At 72.0% G+C, this 21,901-nt stretch carries 15 protein-coding genes; 13 read left to right on the top strand and 2 right to left on the bottom strand.

Going from position 1 to position 21,901, the window contains the following annotated elements; genetic code table 11:
* The first annotated feature begins 129 nt into the window (after positions 1–129).
* The 13 genes from AB5J51_RS02355 (at position 130) to AB5J51_RS02295 (ending at position 18,715) form a co-directional block, all read left to right on the top strand.
* The gene (locus AB5J51_RS02355; protein WP_136227086.1) at positions 130–1,719 is read left to right on the top strand and encodes a phage tail sheath subtilisin-like domain-containing protein; all 1,590 of its coding nucleotides are present in this window, start codon (positions 130–132) and stop codon (positions 1,717–1,719) included.
* A 144-nt stretch (positions 1,720–1,863) separates the two neighbouring features.
* On the top strand, positions 1,864–2,307 hold the full coding sequence (locus AB5J51_RS02350; protein WP_136227087.1) for a phage tail protein: 444 nt from the start codon (positions 1,864–1,866) through the stop codon (positions 2,305–2,307).
* Positions 2,307–2,810, top strand: a complete 504-nt coding sequence (locus tag AB5J51_RS02345; protein ID WP_369776601.1) for a hypothetical protein — start codon at positions 2,307–2,309, stop codon at positions 2,808–2,810. Before AB5J51_RS02350 ends, AB5J51_RS02345 begins: the two co-directional genes overlap by 1 nt.
* Positions 2,807–2,965 (top strand): DUF6760 family protein, encoded by a 159-nt coding sequence (locus tag AB5J51_RS02340; protein WP_168724423.1) that lies wholly within the window; start codon positions 2,807–2,809, stop codon positions 2,963–2,965. Before AB5J51_RS02345 ends, AB5J51_RS02340 begins: the two co-directional genes overlap by 4 nt.
* A 2,302-nt stretch (positions 2,966–5,267) precedes the next feature.
* Positions 5,268–5,999: a hypothetical protein gene (locus AB5J51_RS02335; protein ID WP_369776600.1), complete on the top strand. Its 732-nt coding sequence runs from the start codon at positions 5,268–5,270 to the stop codon at positions 5,997–5,999.
* Between the two features lie 56 nt (positions 6,000–6,055).
* Positions 6,056–6,481 (top strand): phage tail protein, encoded by a 426-nt coding sequence (locus tag AB5J51_RS02330; RefSeq protein ID WP_136227090.1) that lies wholly within the window; start codon positions 6,056–6,058, stop codon positions 6,479–6,481.
* A 14-nt stretch (positions 6,482–6,495) separates the two neighbouring features.
* Positions 6,496–7,245: a LysM peptidoglycan-binding domain-containing protein gene (locus tag AB5J51_RS02325; protein ID WP_369776597.1), complete on the top strand. Its 750-nt coding sequence runs from the start codon at positions 6,496–6,498 to the stop codon at positions 7,243–7,245.
* The gene (locus AB5J51_RS02320) at positions 7,245–9,152 is read left to right on the top strand and encodes a VgrG-related protein (protein ID WP_369776595.1); all 1,908 of its coding nucleotides are present in this window, start codon (positions 7,245–7,247) and stop codon (positions 9,150–9,152) included. Before AB5J51_RS02325 ends, AB5J51_RS02320 begins: the two co-directional genes overlap by 1 nt.
* 112 nt (positions 9,153–9,264) lie before the next feature.
* Complete coding sequence (locus AB5J51_RS02315; protein WP_136227093.1) at positions 9,265–9,672, top strand: GPW/gp25 family protein; 408 nt, start codon at positions 9,265–9,267, stop codon at positions 9,670–9,672.
* Complete coding sequence (locus AB5J51_RS02310) at positions 9,672–11,630, top strand: putative baseplate assembly protein (RefSeq protein ID WP_369776593.1); 1,959 nt, start codon at positions 9,672–9,674, stop codon at positions 11,628–11,630. The genes AB5J51_RS02315 and AB5J51_RS02310 overlap by 1 nt, the downstream gene beginning before the upstream one ends.
* Complete coding sequence (locus tag AB5J51_RS02305; protein ID WP_369776591.1) at positions 11,627–12,190, top strand: phage tail protein; 564 nt, start codon at positions 11,627–11,629, stop codon at positions 12,188–12,190. Before AB5J51_RS02310 ends, AB5J51_RS02305 begins: the two co-directional genes overlap by 4 nt.
* On the top strand, positions 12,187–13,557 hold the full coding sequence (locus tag AB5J51_RS02300; protein ID WP_369776590.1) for a zinc ribbon domain-containing protein: 1,371 nt from the start codon (positions 12,187–12,189) through the stop codon (positions 13,555–13,557). The genes AB5J51_RS02305 and AB5J51_RS02300 overlap by 4 nt, the downstream gene beginning before the upstream one ends.
* Before the next feature lie 34 nt (positions 13,558–13,591).
* A complete protein-coding gene (locus AB5J51_RS02295; protein WP_369776588.1) occupies positions 13,592–18,715 on the top strand; it encodes a hypothetical protein in 5,124 nt (1,707 codons plus the stop codon).
* Between the two features lie 42 nt (positions 18,716–18,757).
* Here AB5J51_RS02295 and AB5J51_RS02290 read toward each other — a convergent pair whose 3' ends face one another.
* On the bottom strand, positions 18,758–20,911 hold the full coding sequence (locus AB5J51_RS02290) for a DUF4157 domain-containing protein (protein ID WP_369776587.1): 2,154 nt from the start codon (positions 20,909–20,911) through the stop codon (positions 18,758–18,760).
* Between the two features lie 523 nt (positions 20,912–21,434).
* Positions 21,435–21,665 (bottom strand): hypothetical protein, encoded by a 231-nt coding sequence (locus AB5J51_RS02285; protein ID WP_369776586.1) that lies wholly within the window; start codon positions 21,663–21,665, stop codon positions 21,435–21,437.
* Positions 21,666–21,901: the final 236 nt, after the last annotated feature.

Genomic DNA, 21,901 nt, shown 5'->3' with positions numbered 1-21,901 from the left:
GGGCACCGCCATGGGCTGCACCTGCGGGCATCCGTGCTGCCCCGGAACAGGTACCGGTGGCCGTTTCGGCGGACCGGCTCGCGGTCGAGGGTGGATGGCGTCCCGTCTCGTACCCGAGGAGAGCACAGCATGCCGTCCTACCTGTCGCCGGGCGTGTACGTCGAGGAGGTGGCCAGTGGCTCCCGCCCCATCGAGGGTGTGGGTACCTCGGTGGCGGCCTTCGTGGGTCTCGCGCCGGCCGGTCCGCTGAACGAGCCGACTCTGGTCACCAACTGGACCCAGTACGTCGCGTCCTTCGGTGATTTCACCGACGGGTACTACCTCGCGCACAGCGTCTACGGCTTCTTCAACAACGGCGGTACGGCCGCCTATGTCGTCCGGGTCGGCGGCGCCCCCGGGGGCGTGTCCGGCGATTCCGCCGCGCCCGCCGCGGTGAAGAGCTCCGCGGCCCCCGCCGCGTTGCCGCTCGGTGAGCCGCACCGGCTCGGCACCTTCACGGTGGCGGCCGCGGCCCCCGGCGCACTGAGTGTCGAGGTGGCCGACCCGGAGGGCGACGGCCCCGCGGAGCGGTTCAAGCTGATCGTCAAGGACGGCGACAAGGTCGCCGAGACGTTCGACGTGACTGCCAAGAAGGGCGGCCGCAACTACGTCGTCACGCAGGTCAAGGAACAGTCCAAGCTCATCACCCTGCAGGAGGCGGCTCCCGCCGGGCAGCTGGCGCGCCCCGAGAACCAGACGGTGGCGCTGGCAGCCCCCGGCTCGGCTCCGACTCCCGTGCCGGCCGTCCCGTCCGGGGCGACCGTCTCCCACCCCGGCCCCGCCGAGTACCTCGGCGACTCCGCCGACCGCACCGGCTTCGGTGGCCTGGAGGCAGTCGACGAGGTCTCGATGGTCGCCGTTCCCGACCTGATGGCCGCCTACCAGCGCGGCGCGATCGACCTGGAGGCGGTCAAGGCGGTGCAGCTCGGGCTGATCGCGCACTGCGAGCTGATGGGCGACCGCGTCGCCGTCATCGACCCACCGCCCGGCCTGAACGCCCGCCAGATCCGGGTCTGGCGACAGGAGACCGCGGGCTACGACTCCAAGTACGCTGCCCTGTACTACCCCTGGATCAAGGCGTTCGACCCGGCCACCGGCCAATCCCGGATGATCCCGCCGAGCGGCCACATCGCCGGCATCTGGGCCCGCAACGACGCCGAGCGCGGCGTGCACAAGGCGCCCGCCAACGAGGTCGTACGGGGCGCGGTGGACCTGGAGATGCAGATCACCCGCGGCGAGCAGGACCTGCTCAACCCCGTCGGCGTCAACTGCATCCGCGCCTTCCCGGGCCGCGGCATCCGCGTCTGGGGCGCCCGCACCCTGTCCTCCGACCCGGCCTGGCGCTACCTGAACGTACGCCGCTACTTCAACTACCTGGAGGAGTCGATCCTCATCGGCACCCAGTGGGTGGTGTTCGAGCCGAACGACCACAACCTGTGGGCCCGGATCCGGCGCAACGTCTCCGCCTTCCTGGTCAACGAGTGGCGCAACGGCGCCCTCTTCGGCTCCCGGCCCGAAGAGGCGTACTACGTCAAGTGTGACGAGGAGACCAACCCTCCGGAGTCGGTCGACCTCGGGCGGGTCATCTGCGAGATCGGCATCGCGCCGGTCAAGCCCGCCGAGTTCGTGATCTTCCGACTGGCCCAGTTCTCCAGCGGCAGCGGGGAGCTGGAGGAGTAGAGCCGAGTCAGGCACCCCGAGTCCAGCACCGAGTCCAGCACTCCGAGTCAGAGCCCCGAGCTCCGCGTCGCAAGTCGTGAGTTCATGGCCTGCCTCTCCCTTTTCCCGTACGCGGTCACGATTTCTTGGAAGGACACAGTACAGATGAGTCTCCAGCCGGGTGACGCCCTCACCTCACATAATTTCGGGCTCCAGATCGACGGCGTGATGGTCGAGTACCTCGCGGAGGTCAGCGGCCTCAGCATCGAACAGGACGTCATCGAATACCAGCAGGTCTCCTCGCAGGGCAAGGCCGTGACGAAGAAGCTGCCGGGCGTGAAGAAGGCCGGCACGTGCACCGTCGTCCGCGGTATGACGCACTCGAACGCCTTCAACCAGTGGATCAGCGAGTCGGTCCACGGCAACATGTCCACGGCCCGGAAGAACGCCACCATCATGGTGATGGACTATCAGGACAACCCGGTCAAGCGGTACAACATGCGCAATGCCTGGTGCAGCAAGATCGACACCAGCACGGTGAAGGCCGGTGAGGCGGCTGCACTCACCGAGACCGTGACCATCACGTTCGAAGAACTGGTCATCGAATAATGCGCCGTACGACTCCCAGGGCGGGTGGTGCGGCCACGGGCCCCGGTGCCGGTGCGGTCCCGGTCGCCGACCCCTCGGCGGAAGCCGGGGCGGCGACGCCGGGGCTGCAGGCCGGGGCTCCGGCTGCCCAGCGGCTGCGCACGGAGTTCGCCTTCGAACTGCCGCGCGGATACGTCGACGAAGCCGGGACCGTGCACCGGGACGGAACCATGCGGCTCGCGACCGCCCGGGACGAGCTGATCCCGCTGCGGGACGTGCGGGTGCAGGAGAGCCCGGCCTATCTGTCCGTGGTGCTGCTCGGCCGGGTGATCACCCGCCTGGGCAAGCTGCCGATGGTGCACGACGGGGTGGTGGAGAGCATGTTCGCCTCCGACCTCGCGTTCCTGCAGGACTTCTACCGACAGATCAACGCCGAGGGCCACACCCGGGCGGGAGTCACCTGCCCGCACTGCGAGCAGCCGTTCGAGGTCGAACTCGGCGGGAGCCGCCTGGGGGAATCGTGACGTACGCGACCGACCGCCTGCACGAGGAGATCGCGTACATCGCCTACCACTTCCACTGGAGCCTGGAGGAGATCCTGGACCTCGAACACCGTGACCGCCGCCGGTACACCGAGCAGATCGCCGGGCTCGTCGCACGTGCGTCGGCGGAGGGGTGAGGGAATGGGACTTCTTGATCGACTGAAGGATGGTTTGGCCGGTGGCCGCCGGGGCCGGCGAGCTGCCGCGGCGGAGCCGGGTTCCAAGGCGGGTGCGGGTGCGGGGGCGGGGGCGGGGGTGGTCCGGTCGGAGTCCGATGCCGTCGAGCCCGTGTCCGATACGGTCCGGCCGTCGGCCGGCTGGTCCGCGCTGCCGCCGATACAGCGTGTGACCGCCGGTGCGGCCGGACCGGTCGCGGACTCGGGGTTCGGGGGTCGCCTGACCACATGGCAGGACCCCTCCTTCCGCGGGACCTTGTCCCATGCCGTGCTCGACGGTGCGCCGGGCGGCCTGGTCAAGGGGGTGCTCACGGCCTCGGCGAAGCCCAGCTCCGGACTCGAACTGCCCTCACTCACCCTGCCCGTGGTGGCGTACGGAGAGACAGCCGACCTGGCCGCCGGCGCACTGCCGGTGCAGAGGGCCGTGCAGGGGGCGACCCTTCCGGTCCCGGTATCCCGCCCGGTGGGCGTCGGGGTGACCCCCGTGAAGCCGCCTCAGACCCGGCCGACCGTTCTGACCAGGTCCCAAGGCGGGCCTGCGGTGCAGCGCCGCGCGCTGCCGGTGGCGCGGAGAGTGGCTGGGAGCGGTGGGGCGGCCGCTTCCGCGGCTGCTGCCGGTTCCGCGCTTTCCGCTGGTTCCAAGGCTTCCGTCGCTTCCGTCGCTTCCGTCGCTTCCGTCGCTTCCGCCGGTTCTGCCGGTTCCGTTGGTTCCCTTGGTTCCGGGGCTTCCGCCGGTTCTGCGGCTGCCGTCGGTTCCGTCGGTTCCGTCGGTTCGGAACCCGCTCCCGTCGGTTCGGCACGGGCTGCCGGCGGCTCGGTTCATCCGGCCTCGGGCCCGGGCCCGGAGTCGTCCGGTGGCCTGCCCCTGGCTCCGGCCCCAGCTGCCGACGTTTCCCCGTCTCCCGGTCCGCCATCGACCGGTCAGGCAACCCCCGTCCAGCGGAGCACCCCTGACGGGGCACGCCGAACGGGACTCGGCACACCGATATCCGTCGGCCCAGCCCCCGCTGCGGCCCCGGCCACGGCCCCGAGCTCTGGTTCGGGCCGGGAGTCTTCCGGTGCCCCGGGCCCGGGGCCGGTAGCCGCCTCGTTCGCATCCAGGAGCACCCAACCGACCAGCGAGGCCACACCGGTTCAGCGCAGTGCCGCCGCCCGCGCACGGGGGACGGAAGCGGCCCTGCCCGTGTCCATCGGCCCTGGCCCGGCTCCGGCCGCGGCCCCGGTGCCCACGTCCGGCTCCGGTTCGGGGCGGGAGCCCGCTGGGGCCCCGCGCCCGGCGCCGACCGGCGACGCGTCCCCGTTCCGGATCACGCCAACGGCAGGTCAGACGACCCCCGTCCAGCGGATCGCCGGAGAGGGAGCACGGACGACGGGACCGCTCGAGCTCGTAGCCCCGACACCCGAGCCGGCCTCCGCCCCGGGGCACGCGCCCTCCAACGGCACGCTCCTCCGGAACACGCCGACGACCGGCCCGGCGACCCCCGTCCAGCGGAGCGCTCCCGTCCGGGCAGGTCGTACGGGACTCGGTGCACCGATATCCGCCGGCTCGGTCTCCGTCCCGGCTTGGTCCGCACCCGCAACTCCCGTAACGCCCCTTGTACGGTCTCCCAGTGCGTCCGCGTCCCGGCAGACGCCGTCCGCCAGTGAAGTGGTGCCGGTCCGTGGGAGCGCTCCTGCCGCAGCACGGCAGCCGGACCCGAGCATGCCGGTGTCCGCCACCCCGGCCCCGGTGGTGTCCGGGTCTCAGCCGCGCAGGCGGCCGCTGTTGGGCGCGCCCCTGACGGCGACGCCGGGAGACGCCAGGCCGCCCACGGGCGGCACCGTTCAGGGTGGTGGAACCGGCGCTGTCCAACGTGCGGTGAGGGCATCAACGTCAACGTCAACGTCAGCGCACGGCGCACGGAGCGGTGGCGGCGCCGGAACAGCGGCCCCGGTCCCCAGGCCGATGCCCGGGCAGGGTCAGGCCGTCCAGCGTGCCGCTGTCCCTTCCACCGCGGGGCGCGCCCCGGGTTCCGACGACCGGATCAGGCGGGCCGTTGCGAGCACGGCCGGAGCCCCCGTACCTCGGCCCACGTCTCTGCCCGTGTGGGCGCTCGTGCCGACACCCGCGCCTGCGGCGACACCTGCGGTTGCTCCCGTACGCGCGCTTGCTCCCGCGCGTGCGTTGGCCTCCCCCCTGCCGGCCAGTGCGCCGCCCGTCGCCTCCCGTCAGCCCCAGGCGCGGGCGGCCGTACCCCTGCGCCGTGGTCCTTCCGTACCGCCCGTGCAGCGTGTCCCGGTACCGACCGCCGGAGTCCACCCGGTGCTGCCCCGCGCCGGCGCTCCCGCGACACCTGGTGCCGCGCCGGGCGGCGGTGGCCTCCAGGCGGCGGACTCCGGCGGCACCGTGCCGCCCGCACGACGGCTCGCCGTCCAGCGTCTCGCCGCCCCGAAGCCGTCGTCGGCGAACGGGGCGACCCGGGAACGGCCACAAGGAGTCGCCGCCCGGCCCCAGGCGGTACCGGGCACGCCGACCGGCCATGCCGGACGCGCTCCCGTACAGCAGCACGCCGGGCCGACCGTGGCCGGCGGCAACGTGCCCGCCTCTGTACAGCGCTCTGCGCTGCCCGCCGCAGCAGTCCTGCCGGTGCAGAGGTTCCCCGCAACCCCTCCACTGCCGCCCGTCTCCCGCACGACCCCGGCACCAGCCCCGCCCCGGGCTTCCCGCACCGTCCAGCGCGCCCCCGAACCCACGACTCACAGGGCACACGAGACGCAGAAGATGCAGAAGACGCCGCGAACGCACAAGGAGCACACCGCACAGAAGAGAGTCACGGCACCGCCCGCATCCACCTCCACCCCGATCGCCGGCGGTGTGTTCGACCCCCGCTCCCTGACCGAGTTCCAGCTCGACGAGCTGACCCACCGGCTCATCGGCCGGATCACACGGCAGCTCCGTACCGAACTCCGCCTGGACCGGGAGCGCGTCGGGAGACTCCGCGACCCGCGCCAGTGACCCGCCGCAACCCCGCAGCCCAACCCACCCGGCACCGCGCCAGAAAGGCCCACCCGATGCCCAGCCATCTCGACCCGGGCTCCACCGTCTTCTTCACCCTCACCATCGACGGCGAAAGCCTCGGCTTCTTCAACGGGTGTGAAGGACTGTCCTCCACGGTGGAGATCGAGCAGCGTCAGGAGGGCGGCAACAACGGGTTCATCTGGCAGCTTCCGTCCCGCGTGACCTTCTCCACCATCCGGCTGACCCGGCCCCTGACGCCGGAGACCGCCAAGGTCGCGGCCTGGATCTCCTCTGTGACCACCGGCGTCACCCGGCCCACCGCCCAGATCGCCGCGTTGCGCGCGGACGGCTCCGAAGTGGCCCGCTGGGGGTTGATCGACGTGCTGCCCGTCAGCTGGCAGGGGCCCTCCCTCGACCCGGCCAGCCCCGGTGTGGCGACGGAGGTTCTCGAGATCACGCACCACGGGTTCACGGACTGAGGGGACGACGCCACATGGCAGGCACGGGACGACGAAGCGGCAGCGGTGGCAAGGGCGGTGCGGGCAAGAGCCTGGTGCGCGCCTCGTTGGCCATCCATGAACCCCCGATCGGCCAGAGCACCACACCCGGCGGGCTGATCAAGAACTTCACCTTCGGGTTCAATCCGTCACAGCTCGCGCTCAGCCGGCGTGCGCAGTGGAAGACCACCCCGACCGCCGCCGTGCGCGACGGCGCCGTCCCGGAGTTCATGGGGCCCGAGCCCCGGGAGATGACGGTGGAGATCTTCCTGGACTCCTCCGGCGAGCCGGGCGGCAACACGGTGCTGAAGAAGGTGGAGGCCCTCTTCTCCTGCTGTGAGGTGACCGCGAAGAGCATCGCCGCCAAGCAGCCCTCCACCCCCTGGGTGGTGTTCCAGTGGGGATCCTTCTCGACGGCGCGCTTCACGGCGTACGTCTCCTCTGTGGACGCCACCTACTCGCTGTTCAGCACGACGGGTGTGCCGATCCGGGCCACCTGTCAGGTGCGGCTGCACGAAATCCCCAGCAGGACCAAGGGGCAGAACCCGACCTCCGGCGCGCTCACCGCACAGCGCGTGCACCGTGTCGTCGCGGGCGACACGCTGCAGTCGCTGGCTTGGCGGGAGTACGGCGACGCGAACGCCTGGCGAGCGATCGCCGAGGCGAACGGCATCGACGACCCTTCCGGGCTGCGGACCGGTACGCAAGTGGTGCTGCCGGCGGCCGAAGAATTGGGCGGTCACTGATGGTGCAGGCGTCCTTCTCCAACGTCGTCCACGTCTCGATCGGCGGCGGCAAGCTCCCGGACCGGGTCGCCGACGATCTCGTCGGTGCCTGGGTCGACCTCGGTGCCGGGGTGCCCGGGGCATTCCGGCTCACCTTCCGTGACCCGCACGGGCTGCTGCTCGGTGAGTTGAAGGTGAAGTTCGGCACCAAGGTGGTTGTGGCGCCCGTCTCGGCCGGCCAGGGCGCGGCGTCGCCGCTGCTCACCGGCGAGGTGACCGGCATGGAGACCGACTACGACGGCACCGGCACGTTCACCGTGATACGCGGCTACGACCTGGGCCACCGGCTGATGCGGCAGCGCAGGGTCGCCGCGTACCGCAACCAGACGGCCTCCGACATCGCCCGGAAGCTGGCCGCCCAGAGCGGCATCCCGATCGGCAAGGTCCAGCCCACCAAGACCGTCTACGAGTTCATCAGCCAGTCGAACGTCACCGACTGGGACTTCCTCTCCCGGCTCGCCGACGAGAACGCGATGGTCATGTCGCTGGACTCCAGGGGCAGGTTCCGGTTCGTCCGGCCCGCCCCGGCGTCCGGCGCACCGCCGACGAGCACCGACGGCGAGAAGAGCCCGTTCGTACTGCACGCCGGCCGGGACGTGCTGCGCTGCCGGGCCGCTGTATCCTCCGCGGACCAGATCGGCAAGGTCGAGTCGCGCGGCTGGGACGTCGCCACCAAGAAGGCGCTCACCGCGACGGCGCCCGCGACCGGCACCCAGGCCGTCGCCATCGGCACCACCCCGGGGCAGGCGGCCTCTGCGTTCAAGGCCGGGAAGCTGGCGGAGACCGAGACTCCGTACGACCGTCAGTCCGAGGTCAAGTATGCCGCCGAGTCCCTCGCCGACGACATCGCCTCCTCCTTCGCCGAGCTGGAGGTCACGGTGCGCGGCAATCCGAAGCTGCGCCCCGGTGTGCCGGTCACGCTCAGGGATGTGGGCACGCCGTTCGAGGGCAAGTACACGGTCACCTCCGTCCGGCACGTATTCGGCGACGACAGCCACTACCAGACCTGGGTGACCGTCAGCGGCCGGCAGTGGCGTTCCCTGTACGGCCTTGCCTCCGGTGCCGGCGGTGGCGCGGCCGCGCCGAGGCTGCCGGGCGTGGCCAACGCCCTGGTCACCGATGTACAGGACCCGCTGAAGCAAGGCCGGGTGAAGCTGCGGTTCCCGTGGCTGGACGACACGTACGTCAGCGACTGGACCCGTACCGTGCAGATGGGTGGCAAGGCGGGGGGCGGCGTCTTCCCGCTGGACGTCGGCGACGAGGTGCTGGTGGCCTTCGACCGCGGGGCCCTGGACCATCCGTTCGTCATTGGCGGCCTCTACAACGGCCGGGACACCCCGACCCCGGTCAGGGACGTGCCGCTGCACGACGGGCTGAGGAAGAAGGCGATCCGGCACACGCTGTCCGACCGGGACGGCAACCGGCTTGACCTGCTCAGCCAGACGACGGGGGCGCGCAGGCAGGGTGTGCGCGTTGCCACGGGCGACAACCGGCTGACCATCAACCTCGACCGCACCAGGACCGAGATCACGGTGGACAGCAAGGGGTCCGTCACCATCAAGGGCAGCCGGTCGGTGTCGGTGGAGGCGGGCACGGACCTCACACTGAGCGCACGCCGGGCCCTGACCATCAAGAGCGGCGGTCCCCTCAACATCCAGGGCAGCGGCCTGGTCAACCTCAGGTCGCTCGGCGGGGCGGTCAACGTGGACGCGCTGGGCGCACTCAGCCTCAAGGCGGCGGGCGCGGCGACCCTGAGCGCGGCCGGGACCATCCAGGTCAACGCCGCCGCGAACGTGGGCATTCGGGCCGCCTCGCTCCTGCTGCAGGGCATGGTCCTGGTCAACAACAAGCCGTATCCGATCCCGTGAGGGCCGTGAGGGCCGTGAAGGCCGTGACGGCCGACGGCATGGCGCGGACGGTCGTGAAGTTCGTGAAGTTCGTGAAGTTCGACACGATAAGGAGAAGGCGGGTGGTCTGCTGATGGCCGAGCAGTTCGTCGGGTCCGGCTGGGCGTTCCCCCTGCGCATCGGCCCGACCGGAGGCATCGCCCTGGTCAGCGGGGAGCGGGAGATCGAGGAGGCCATCCGGCTGGTGCTGGCCACCGCGCCGGGAGAACGGCCGATGCGGCCCGAATTCGGCTGTGCCATCCACGACTTGGTCTTCGCGCCGGTCAACGAGGCCACCGCAGGCCGGATCCAGCACGAGGTGTACGTCAGTCTCGACCGCTGGGAGCCCCGGATCGAGGTGCACGACGTCGAGGTGACCGCGGGCGCGGAGCAGGGCGTGCTCTTCATCGACGTCCGCTATGAGATCCGTGGCACCAACAACCCGCGCAGTCTGGTCTTCCCCTTCTACGTGATCCCGTCCCACGATGAGAGCGAACGCTGATGGCCCTGCCCTCCCCGAACCTCGACGACCGCCGGTTCCAGCAGTTCGTCGACGACGCCAAGCGCTACATCCAGCGGCGCGCCCCCGAGTGGACGGACCACAACGTCTCCGACCCGGGCGTCACCCTCGTGGAGACGGTCGCGCACATGGCCGACCAGATCGTCTACCGGCTGAACCGGGTGCCGGAGAAGAACCATCTGGCCTTCCTCGACCTGGTCGGCATCACTCTCTTCCCGCCGTCGGCCGCCCGTACGGACGTCACGTTCTGGCTCTCCGCGCCGCAGGAGGAACCGGTGGTTCTGCCCGTCGGCACCGAGGTCGCCACCGCGCGTACGGAGAGCGAGGAGGCGGTCGTCTTCGCCACCGAACGCGAACTGAGCATTGTACCGAGTGAGTTGGTGCATCTCATGGTGCAGCGCCAGGGCGAACCCGTCGCCGATGCGACCGCCGACCTCGCCGAGGCCAAGGACGTGATGTGCTTCGCCGAGGCCCCGCGCCCCGGCGACTGCATGCTGCTCGGGCTGAGCGCCGCCGTGCCGCACTGTGCGGTGGCGCTGGGTCTGGACAGTCGGGTCGACGGTGTCGGTGTGGATCCGCGGCAGCCGCCGCTGGTGTGGGAGGCGTGGACCGAGGACGGCTGGGCCGCGTGCGAGGTCGACCGGGACGGTACCGGCGGCCTCAACCGACCGGGCGAGGCCGTGCTGCACGTTCCCGGCGGGCACGTGTTGTCCCGCACCGGCGGGCGGGAGGCCGGCTGGCTGCGCTGCCGGGTCACCGAACCACTGCCCGACCAGCCCTTCTACACGACATCGCCGAGCGTGCGGTCCGCGGAGGCGTTCACCATCGGCGGTACCACCGGCGTCGTGCACGCCGAGACCGTGTACGACGAGGTCCTCGGCGAGTCCACCGGGCTGCCCGGCCAGCGGGTGCGGCTGGCCCACGCGCCCGTGGTGGGCGATGACCCGCCGGTGCTGCTGGAGACCGCCGGGGACGACGGCTGGCGGGACTGGGACGTCGTGCCCCACTTCGCCGGCTCCGGCCCGCGTGACCGGCACATCACGCTCGACGCCGCGACCGGGGAGATCGCCTTCGGGCCGGCGGTACGGGAGCCGGACGGCACCCTGCGGCAGTACGGGGCGGTACCTCCACAGGGCGCGGTCGTCCGGGCGCGCCGCTACCGCAAGGGCGGCGGCCGGGCCGGGAACGTCGCGCGCGGCGCGGTGCAGGTGCTCCGCACCTCCGTCCCGTACGTCTGCGAGGTCGTCAACCGCGAGGCGGCGCGCGGCGGGGTCGACGGCGAGACGGTGCAGGAGGCCAAGACGCGGGCGCCGATCACCCTGCGGGCGCACGAGCGTGCGGTGACCTTGCGCGACTACGAGGAGCTGGCGCGCCGTGCCGCCCCCGAGACGGCCCGGATCGCCTGCCTGGAGGGCGAGGAGAGCGAGCACGGGGCGTACGCGGTACGGGTACTGGTGGTCCCGCAGGCGGTCCCGGACCCCGGCGGGCGGCTGCGCTTCGAGCAACTGGTCCCCGGTGACGCCCTGTTGCAGCGCATCACCCGCCATCTCAACGACCGCAGGCTCATCGGGACGCGGCTGGCGGTCGGCCCGCCCTTCTACCAGGGCGTCACCGTCGTCGCCACCGTGCACGCCTTCCGCGGCGTGGACACCGACCGGGTGCGGCGGCAGGCGCACGACGCCCTCTACCGCCACCTCGACCCGCTGACCGGCGGCGCCGACGGTTCGGGCTGGCCCTTCGGCCGCAGGGTCCAGGCCGGCGAGATCTTCGCGGTGCTCCAGCGTGTGCCCGGCGTGGAGCTGGTCGACGAGGTCCTGCTGCATCCGGCGGACCCGCTGACCGGCAAGCGGGGCGAGGCCACGGAGCGCATCGACCTCGAACCGCCGGCGCTGGTGTTCTCCTTCGACCACCGGGTGCGTGTGATCGGAGACGACGCATGAGCACGAGGGGATCCATCGACGGGCTGAGGTCCTCCGCGCCCCTCGGCGAGATGCTGCCCGCGGTCTTCGCCGACGACGAGCTGGCGCAGCGCTTCGTCGCGGGGCTGGACGAGGTCCTCGCTCCGATCCTCACCGTCCTGGACTGCCTGGACTCCTACTTCACCCCGGTACTGGCCCCGATGGATTTCACCCGCTGGCTCGGTGGCTGGGTCGGTGCCGAGACCGACGGCACGGAAGCCGAGGACCGGCTGCGGGCGGCCGTCTCCGCCGCCGTGTATCTGCACCGGGTACGAGGCACCCGGCGCGGCCTGTCCGAGGCGATCCGGCTGGCCTTCGGCGTGGAACCGGAGATCAGCGAGAGCGGAGGCGCCGACTGGAGCGCCCGGCCGCTCGGACCGGTCCCCGGCGAATGCCGCCCGCGGCTGCGCGTCGTGCTGCGGCTGCCGGACCCGACCCGCGCGGACGAACACCGGCTCGACAGCCTCGTGGCGGCGGCCCGCCCCGCCCACATGCCCTACACGGTCCAGGTGACCGCCACCGAAAGGAACCCCGAGAGATGAGCAGCCAGACCCCTGCCCGCGGTCCCGGGAGGGACGGGGCCGCGAACTGCGCCGAGTGCGGCACCCGGGCGGAACCCGGCCAGTCCTTCTGCGACTCCTGCGGCTCGGTGCTGAGCTGGGCCGACCGTACGGAAACGCGTGGCGAGACGTCCGGCCCCGCCCCGGCAGCGGGCGACCGGCCCGGTGCCGGAGTCGAGGAGACCGTGCGGGCCGCTGCCCGGAGCGACGGCGGCGACGATGCGGGCCCGGGGCTTGCCGACCGCGCCGACGCCGATGCGGCGCCGACCGGCCGGGGCGGGGCCCGGTCGGAGCCGCGGGCGCCGCAGGCAGACTCCGACGGCGCGAGCCCGTCCAGGCCCGCTTCCGGCGGACGGGGCGCCACCGAGCCGGGTACGGCCGGGGCGGACCCCGCCGTCGGCGCGGGGTCGTCGATGCTCACCGCGGCCCTGGTCGCCTCCCCGGACGACCCCGCCGCACGGGCCAGGTCCCTGCTCGTGCCCGTCGCCGATCCCGAAGCGCGGGCGGCGGTGACACCGTCCGTGGCGCCCGTACTGCCGGGCCGTCCCCTCGCGGACCGCCCCCAGGTCCGCACTCCGGGCCGGGAGCCCGGCTCCGAGGGCGGTGTCCCGTGCCCCTGGTGCGCCACGCCCAACCGGCCGGACCGGCACTTCTGCGTCCTGTGCTCCATGCCGCTCTCCGAAGGCCCCGCGGTCCCAGTGCGCCGCCCCTGGTGGCGCCGCATGCTGGACTTCCGCAACCGGGAGGCCCCGTGGGCCGGCGACCGGCCGCGGCTGCGGCGCGGTTTCGGATACCTCATGACCTGGGTGCTCTGGGCGTCGGTGCTTGCCCTGCTGATCACCGCCATCGTCTACACCGGCGACGCGGTCAACGCAGTCCGCGATCACTTCGCCAAGCGCACCCCGGTCGGGCCGGACAGCATCGCGGCCTCACGTTCCTACCCGGGGCACGAGCCCCAGCTCGTCTTCGACAAGCTGAACAACACCTGGTGGGGCCCGGGGGTCAGCCAGTCCGGGGCGGGGGAGTGGGTCGAAGCCCGCTTCGACAGGCCCACCCGGCTGCTCGACGTCATCATCACCCCGGGCGTGTCCACCCGCGCCGACCAGCTCTCCCAGTCGGCCCTCCCGCACCGCGTCGAGGCCGTGATCACCACCGCCGACGGCAAGACGACCACCCGCGTGCTCACCCTCGACCAGGGTGCCGGTGGCCAGCGCCGTACCTTCAGGGTCGGCGACACCACCGCCGTGCGCTTCAACCTGCGCTCGGCCTACGGCACTGCCCCCGACAAGCAAGTCGCCATAGCCGAGATCGAGTTCTTCGGCCCGTCGAACAGCAGCCGATCGCAGTAGCACTCGGTCGGGACATCGGAGAGGGCGGAGCAGCGTGCGGACTCAACCACAGCCGGGCAACGGCCGGGCCGGCGACTCCCATCAGGGCCCCCGGGTGCCCCGCCCCACCAGGCCACCCACCTCCGCACCCGCACCCGCCGCCGATCCCCACGCCCTGCTCGCCTTCCAGCAGTCGGCGGGGAACGCGGCCACGGCGAACGCGGTGCGGCGGGCGCGGAACGGCGCCCCCCGGCCCGCGCCGCAGCAACGGCCCCGCCCCGCGCTGGCCGGCATCGAGGAACGCACGGAGACCGGGTTCGAGCTGCCGTCGTACCTCATGGACCTCCAGGCGGGAGGGCTCTCCACGGCGTACGGGCTGACGGGGGACTCCTTCGTGAGCCACGCGATCGCCGCAGCGGTCGGGCACGGCGACGGCACCGTCGCCGACGTCGCGAGCGAGCTGGCCGGACGACCGGAGTGCTTCTACGGGTCCGGCCGCGCCTTCGCCGTGCAGGGCAGGACGGGCGCGGAGTGGTACGACGTCACCGTCCGCATCCGGCGGGCACCCGACGACCGGCCACCCGTCTTCTACAAGGACCTTCCGGCCGCCGCCCCGACGGGCCCCGGAGGGCTGCCGCAGGCCGAACTGGAGGACCCCGAGGGCAAGGACACCAAGGTCGACGTCCAGCACAACACCGCCGCCACCGCGAGCGCCACGGCCGGCGGGTCGTCGAGCAAGGGCGCCGGCGGCCTGGCCTTCGGCCTCGCACCCGTCGTCCCGGGGCTGTGGCTCGGCGGCGCCGGCACGGGCAGCCTCCAGCCCTGGCAGTCCTCCCGCGAGTCCCGCCGCCAGCGGAACGTGGCCGAACCCCGCGTGCTGCGCAGTGACAAGGGCTCGGTCGAGGTGCCGCGTAAGGTGGGCTACGAGGTACGGATCAAGAAACACGGCGCCGGGACCGCGGAGACCTACCGGGGCTCCGGCACGCTCACCCAGCGCGTGCCGACCGAGCACCTCGTCCCGACCGTGGCTGGCGCCCCCAGCCCGCCGCGGCCCCTGGCGGCGGCCACCGCCCGGGCCGTCTCCCTCGCGGACTCCCTGGCCCCCGTCGCCGTGACCGACAGCGCCGCCCCACACCAAGGTGGTCATGGCCTCTTCGACGCCGTCGCCTCCGTCCTGCACCCTTCCATCACCGAATCCGGCGCGCCCGGCCGGGCCCGGCTGTACGCGGCGACCTCCACGGCCACCGTCCTGGAGGACCTGCCCCGGCTGCTGCGCGACGGCGTGGTCGGCGAGGACCTGCAGGCCAAGGACGGCACGACGGTGGGCAGCTACCACCTGCGCGCCGCGATCACGGGCCTTTCGCCCGCCTGGAGCACCGGCAAGACCCAGCTGCGCACCCACCAGCAGACGCAGACCTCGGTCACGGAGAGCGCGGGCAAGGGGCGGTCCGTCCAGGGCGGAGCGGGCCCGGCGATCGGCGTCGGGGCGTCGGGCAACGCGGCCGTCGTGCGGGCCACCGCCATGCCGGTCGCGGCCGCCCGCAAGGCGCGCTTCACCGTGACCGACCAGACCGTCTCCAGCCGGCAGGGCGCCGAGGTCCGGGGCGAGAAGGCGCTCTACCTCGGGACGGTGAGGTTCACCGTGGAAGGTACGGGAGCGCGCTCGCCGGACATGGTCCTGCGCCCGGGAACCCGGGTGGCCGGGCACTCGATGAACGTGTGGATCAGCCTGCGGGCCGACGAGGCGAAGGCGTTCGGTCTGCCGTTACCGTCGGGAATGGAGGCCGGGGACTTCGTCAGGAAGCCCACGAGGACGGACGAGAACGGCGACGAGGTGGACGTCGAGCGGCACCTCCCCTTCGGCGGCAAGGGTTCGAGCGTCGCGCTCAGCGGGCTCGACACCGGTCCCATGGTGCGGGCGGTGCGCGACCTGTTCGCCACCGACCCCCGGCTGGCCGGCTACCTTCCCGCCTTCGGCGCCACCCCTCCGGCCGCCGACCTCAGCGGCGAGGAGGCCGAGGCCCAGCGGCGCAACCACCGCGAGCTGACGACCGCCCTCTCGGAGACCAACCTCCGCATCAACAAAGACCAGTTGCTGTCCACCGGAATCCGGGTGCGGCTGCGCCGCAAGACGAGCCTGCACGCCCACGATGTGCAGCTCCTCGTGAAGGGCGCACTGGGCGGCACCTCCTACCAGGGCGACATCAAGGACTGGTCGGTGCGCAGCCACTCCGGTGTCTCGGGCAATGCGCAGAGCGGGCGCAGCAGTTTGCGGTCGATCGGCGGACTCGTCCTGGGCCAGGCCCGTCTGGTCCCCGGCGTGCTGACCGGCGCGGCCCGCTACGAGAGGCACGGCATCGGCACCCGCCGCAACCAGGCGGGCCCCACCGGCCGTACGGACATCGTGGCCAACGGCTCCGACACGGCGAGCGCCTTCGGGGCCGCCCTGAACCTCGACGTGGAGGTCACCATGACCTCCCGGCCCCGCAAACTCGCCCGGAGCCTCACTCCCGACGCGCCCGGCCGGACGGTCCCGCAGGCCGAGACGATGGCGTACATGAACCTCGGGCCCCAGGACGTGCGGCTGCTCACCCCGGCCGAGTTCACGGTGGACCAGGCGGGCAAGGAACGGCTCGACGCGGTGGCCGCGGCGCGCCGGGGCCAGGCCGCCGCTCCCGAGCACGACTTCAACGCCGAGGGCATCGGCGACCTGGCCGCGCTCACCCCGCAGCCCTCCACCGGGTCCCTGCTGCGGGACTGGCAGCTGGTGGAGACCCTCGACGGGGAGCCCGTCCGGGACCTCGCTCTCCAGCTGCTGTCCCGGGCGGCCGCCCGCAACAAGGGCCTGCGCGAGGACCCGGCGCTGGCCACGGAGGGGCTCGCCCCGCGTTTGGCGATCGAGGAGCGGTTCGGCGAGCGGGCCATCCAGGGCGCGCTGCGGCAGGCCGCGTCCTCTGGCTGGGTGGTGAAGAACCTCCGCTATCCGCGGCGCCTCGCGGGCCTGAACGGCGCGGTCGGCACCCGGCTTTCCCTGGCCAACCCGAAGTTCCTGCACAAGGGCGCGGGCCCGGGCACCGAGACCTTCGTGCTCGGCGGACACCAGTCGGCGGGGCAGAGCGGCCAAGGCACCTCCAGCACCGTCCAGTTCGGCTTCACCGCCTCCGAGAACGGCCCCGCGTGGCGCACCGGCCAGGGCCTGTCCACGTTCCGCACCACCAGCGAGGGAACCGCCGAGGCCTTCAGTCTGTCCGGCACCGTTGAGCGCAACGCGCATACCCCGAAGAAGGCCCCGCTGTATCTGGTCCTGTGCGACGTGCTGGTCAACATGGTCGCGGAGGTCAAGGCAACCGGCGGCGGGCCTTACGTGGCGAAGGGCGTCCGCACCCTGCCGGCCGCAGCGGGGGTGTGGCTGACGGAGGCGCAGCTGCCGCCGAGGATCCGGCGGGAACTGAGGCTGGACGCCACCACCGCGCCGAACTCGAACCCCTCCGTCCCGCCAGCGGCGCAGGGCGAGACCCGGGCGGAAAGCTCCCGGACCGCCGCCGAGCGGGCCAACACCCGAGCAGGGGCGGGTACGTCCTCGTCCTCGTCCGCGCGGGTCGCGGGTCCCGCCTCGAGGCTCGGCAGCGACCGCGCCCTGGGCTTCGGCATGATCGAGCGACTGCCGGACTTCGTCCCGCTGCTCGGGCAACTGCGCACCCGCCTCGCCGCGGGCCGGCACCGGGACCTCGCCGACGACCTGCTGCCCCGGCAGCAGCTGGGCGACCGCAACGACAACGTGCAGCGGCTGCTGCGCGTCCTGGACCGGGACGGCTCGGCCGGGATCCTGTCCAGTGCCATGGACGGAGGGGTCACCGTCGAGCTGTTCGACGGCCGCAAGACCCCGTACTGGGCGGTGTTCAAGGTGAGCCGCGTGGGCGACGGGGGCTCCGAGGGCGACGCGAACGACGGCCGGGACATGGAGTACATCACCTCGGCCGTCGTGCAGCAGGCCTCCTTCCACGACGAGGGCGCGGCGACCGGCATCGAGGGCATCCTCGCCGGATCGGGCAAACCCGACGGCGGGTCCGGCAAGTTGAAAGGCGTCGGCGGCGCGGCTGGCCTCGGCTACGCGTCCGGTGGTTCGCGGCGTAGCGGCGCCGCGAACCGTGCCCAGCTCGGTATGAAGTCCGTCGCGGACAGCTCCGCGAAGTCGGCCAAGATGCGCCTCCCGATCCGGGCGAGTCTCGAACTGTACAAGGGCAACACCCGGTTGGAGATCGCCCAGCTGGCGCATCTGACGCTCGCCCATCGCATCCTGCGCAAGGACTTGGAGGCGCTGTCCCGCGTGCGGCTCCCGGCGGACGACGTACGACTCGCCGCGCGGGGAGGGCGCGACGACGGTGGGGTCGCCCTCGGTGCCTGGCGGGCGGCCGGCGTACGGCTTCCGATGGAGGCACAGGTCAACGGTTTTCAAGGGGCGCCGCAAGTCCGGGAGTTGGTGAACTCGGCGATCCGGCAGGCGGGCGGTGGCGATCGGTTCCGCGACAAGGGACAGGCCGCGGCGTACGCGTTGAACGAGGCGGTGTCCACCGAGTGGATGATCGCCGCGCTGCCGCTGCTCACTTCTGCCGGCGCAGACCTGCCACCGGTGCACGCCTCCGGCGCGGAGGGCCAGGACCTGCGGGCCTCCCTGCACGCGCGGCTGCGCAACGGGCGGGTCCTGGGCCTCGGCGACAAGATGACCTTCGAGACGGTCGGCCAGAGCCATCTGGAGGCGCCCCGCCCCACGCAGGCGGACGGCCTGAGCTCCGCCGACCACGGCAGGGCCGCCCGCCCGGTCTTCGGTGCGGGGGTGCTCAACGCCACCGAGTTCCGCCTCAACCAGCTGATGGGCAACACGGGTGGTTCGGGCGGCGCGACCGAGGCCACGGCGAACTCCTCCGGCTCGATGCCGCTGCACAAGCCGAAGATGAAGGCGGTCCTGGTCCAGTTCACGCTGGACGTCCGGGTGGTGGCCAAGGTGACCGGCAGGGTCCGGGGCCGCGCGACCACGGCCGTGCGGGAGACGACCCTCGCGCAGCCGGTGGTGATCCGCATGCCGGAGCCCGTGGTCCGCCGCATGCTGGCTGCCCAGGGCGACCGGCTGCAGGACGTCGGAAACCACCTGGGCCCGGCCGTGCCCCCGCCTGTCTCCTAGGGATCAGGGGCGGCGGCCCGGCCCCGGCGCGCAGGTCGGGCACTACGGGATCGCGGCGGGAGCAGTGGGTACGGCGCCTGGCGCGCCCGCCTGCGCGGGCAGCGGCGGGGGCGCCGCCTTGAGGGCGTTGCAGATCGTCTGGTACAGTCTGATGGCCTGCTGGCAGAGCATCGCGAACTCACGCAAGGCGCCCTGCCGTTCCTCGCGCCGCCCCGCCTGTTCGGCGCTGTGGACCTCGGCGGACACCCGGGCGAGGGCGGTCACCAGGCGTTCGAGGCGAGTGAGGGATCGGGTCAGAGGGGTGAGGCCTGCACCGAACGCGCGCTTGTCGTACTCCTCGACGGGCTTCTCCAGCTTGTCCACCTCGTCCTCCATATGGTTGTGCCAACCCCTCAGGTTGTGGAGGAGACTGCCCGGCTGGTACCCCCGCAGTCCCTGCTCCGGCTGCAGCAGGTTGTACGGAACCCCGAAATTGTTCGCGATGTCGAGCACCTCGTGGAGCGTGTGGTAGCCCAAGGTGACGGTGTGGTCGTAGTCGAGGCGCCAGAAGGCGAACAGCGCCCACGCGGCGGCGCCGAGCTCGACGTTGTCGCCACCGGCCACAGCACCGAGGTTCAACATGCGCGCGGTCGTCTCCGACTGGCCCACCCAGACGGGGACCTTGTAGTCCCGGGCCAGCACGGTCGTGGGGTCCTTCTCGTCGCGGGTGATGAAGCCGACATTGCGGTCGACGTGCATTCCCTTGCTGGCCACCGTCGTGGACCGGTTGCCGAACAGGTCCACCTTCGAGGTCCCGCGCTTCTGGTCCGCGGTCGGGGCGCCGAGGAGACCGCTGCCCGCGGTCGCCGCACCGTGGCGTGCGGCGAGGAAGTACTCCATCACATCGTGCAGGACCACGACCTTGTCACGCATGCTGTACTTTTCCGGATGCCCCAGTACGGCGAGCATGTTGCCGTTGATTCCCGTCTTCACTGCGGGGTTGCGCGCGGCCGCCGTGATGTCGAAGTGGGTCCGGTAGGTACCGTACTCCTGCTGGTTCACGAGACCGGTCTGGAGCTCTTGGATGATCTGCTGGTGTTTGCCCGGATCCAGCGGCTTCAGGGCGAGCTCGGTGATCCAGCGGTGAACTCGGGCCAGAAGAATGTCGAGATAGACCTCGATCTCGTCGTTTCCCTTCACCTGTTGGGCGAGTTCCTTCTCACGGTGGCGCCCCGGCTTCTGCACCACCCAGCCCAACAGGCTCTGGTAGAGCTGCTCGACGTCGGGGAAGCTGTGGTTGCGGATCTTGCGGCCGTACACCGGATGGTGATGGCCGGAGCCGCCCTGGGTGTTCTTCTCGCCCGCCCCCAGGTCGTCGACCCACTTGGTCAACTGCTTCTTCAGAGCCGACCCATGTTTCCGAAACTCGGACTGGCGCCCGGCAGGCTCGTTCTGGACCCAGTTCTCCAGCTGCTTCCACAGCGGTTCTGGGTTCTTCTCGTGCGCCTGAGGATGGGAGTTGGAGTAGATCCGCCTGCCCACCACGACGGCCCGCTGTACGGGCGCCGCCAGCGCCGTCCGCGCCTCGGGGACGACGGAACGCTGGACTTCGGGCGACCGCGCGGGCACCGGACGGCTCATTACGGCCCGGGCGTTGGCCTCGGCCGCGCGCTCGAAACGGTCCGAGGGATCGCTCACCCGCAGGCCCGCGCCGTTGTCGGTGCCCGCGACGGCCCCCTGCCGCTGCTGGATCACGTGCGTCAGCTCATGGGCGAGCGTGTGCTTGTCGCTCCCGCCCTCTCCGATGATCACGTGGCTTCCCGACGTGTAGGCGCGAGCGCCCAGCTCGGCCGCGGACCGCTTCGCGGAGCTGTCGGTGTGGAGGCGTACGTCCGAGAAGTCGGCACCCAGACGTGATTCCATCTCGGACCGGGTGGTGTCGTCCAACGGTCGCCCGGGCCCCCGCAAGACATCGTGGGCGGTGGAACGTTGCACCACTGCCGCCTCTGCCCGGTGACCGCAGCTGTCGCTGTGCTCGTGCCGTTCCTGGGTCCACGGATGGCCGGCCTGCCGGAGCATCTGGACGACGGCGGCGTTCCCCGCCGCGTTCTGCAGCCCCAGCAGCCCCTGATCGGCGGCGCTCGCGGGAGCCGCGGGACGGTGCCGGGGCGCAGGATCGCGCTTGGCCGTGGAGTTCTTGTCCTTCGCGGAGATCATGGATCCTTCGTCACCTCGCGCTTTCATGAAGCGGGCTGTCCGACAGGCGGTCAGGCAAGTGAAACACGCCCCTGATGGCCGATCCGTAGGAGAGATGCGTCAACACGGCACCGAGGGGCAGGCTTTGTGCGTCTTCGGGCAACGCACCTTCACCTCCCCGTGGGCGGAAAGGGCAACCGGGGTGGGACTCCTCGGCCAAGGCAACCGACGCTCCGTCCCATAGCGGACAAGGTCGCCGCCATGACCCACCGAAGAGACCGCGTCTGTTCTTCGACTCGACTCGAGGCGTCCGGCACGCTGTCAGGTCATGAGTCCCTCAGCAGTGCCCGGAAGAGCGGCGACCGCGCATCTCGGAGCTCAAGGGCGGTAGTCGGCGGTCGCGCTGTCGACGAACGACCGCATCATCGGGTTCGCGTCGGCGGCCTTCCCCGCCGCAACTACGCGGCTCGGCGGTATGTCTGCGCGCAGCTCGAGGACGTCGCACCAGCCGGGGTGACGCGGCCCGGCGGCGCTGGCTATCGACTCACGTCCCGAGCTTCAGCGTTACGTCCGGCTGCGCTTGGCCGTCGCCGCCGAGGGTGATCGCCTCGGCGTGGTTGCGGGGAACCACCAAGTGTCCCTCGCGCTCGAAGAACTGGGCGGCGGCGTTGACGTACATAGCCCACTTGTCGGTCTGGCTGGTGCGCGGTTTCGGCTTCTCGTCCTCGCTGGCGGGCTCGATCTCCTCCAGCTGCTTGCGGCGCTCCCGCGTCAATGGCGACCGGTCACCGCGAGGCTCCCGAGGGACGATCCGGCGGCGGGGACTGGCGAAGCGCGCTGAGGAGGCAACGGGGCCGGTTTCCCTGTTCCGCCCCTGGGGAGAATCTGCGTGCAGCAGGAGGAGGTGAAGCCGGAAGGCCGCTGCAGGAGAGCCACGCGGCACCTGCGTGACGGGCCGCAGTGCAATGCGCCGACGAGGCGAGTGCTGTGAACGACCTCCACGCCACCCTT

Origin of the sequence: Streptomyces sp. R33, assembly GCF_041200175.1 — a bacterium.
Classification (GTDB): Bacteria; Actinomycetota; Actinomycetes; order Streptomycetales; family Streptomycetaceae; genus Streptomyces; species Streptomyces katrae_B.
This window is presented reverse-complemented; position numbering and strand designations above follow the sequence as displayed.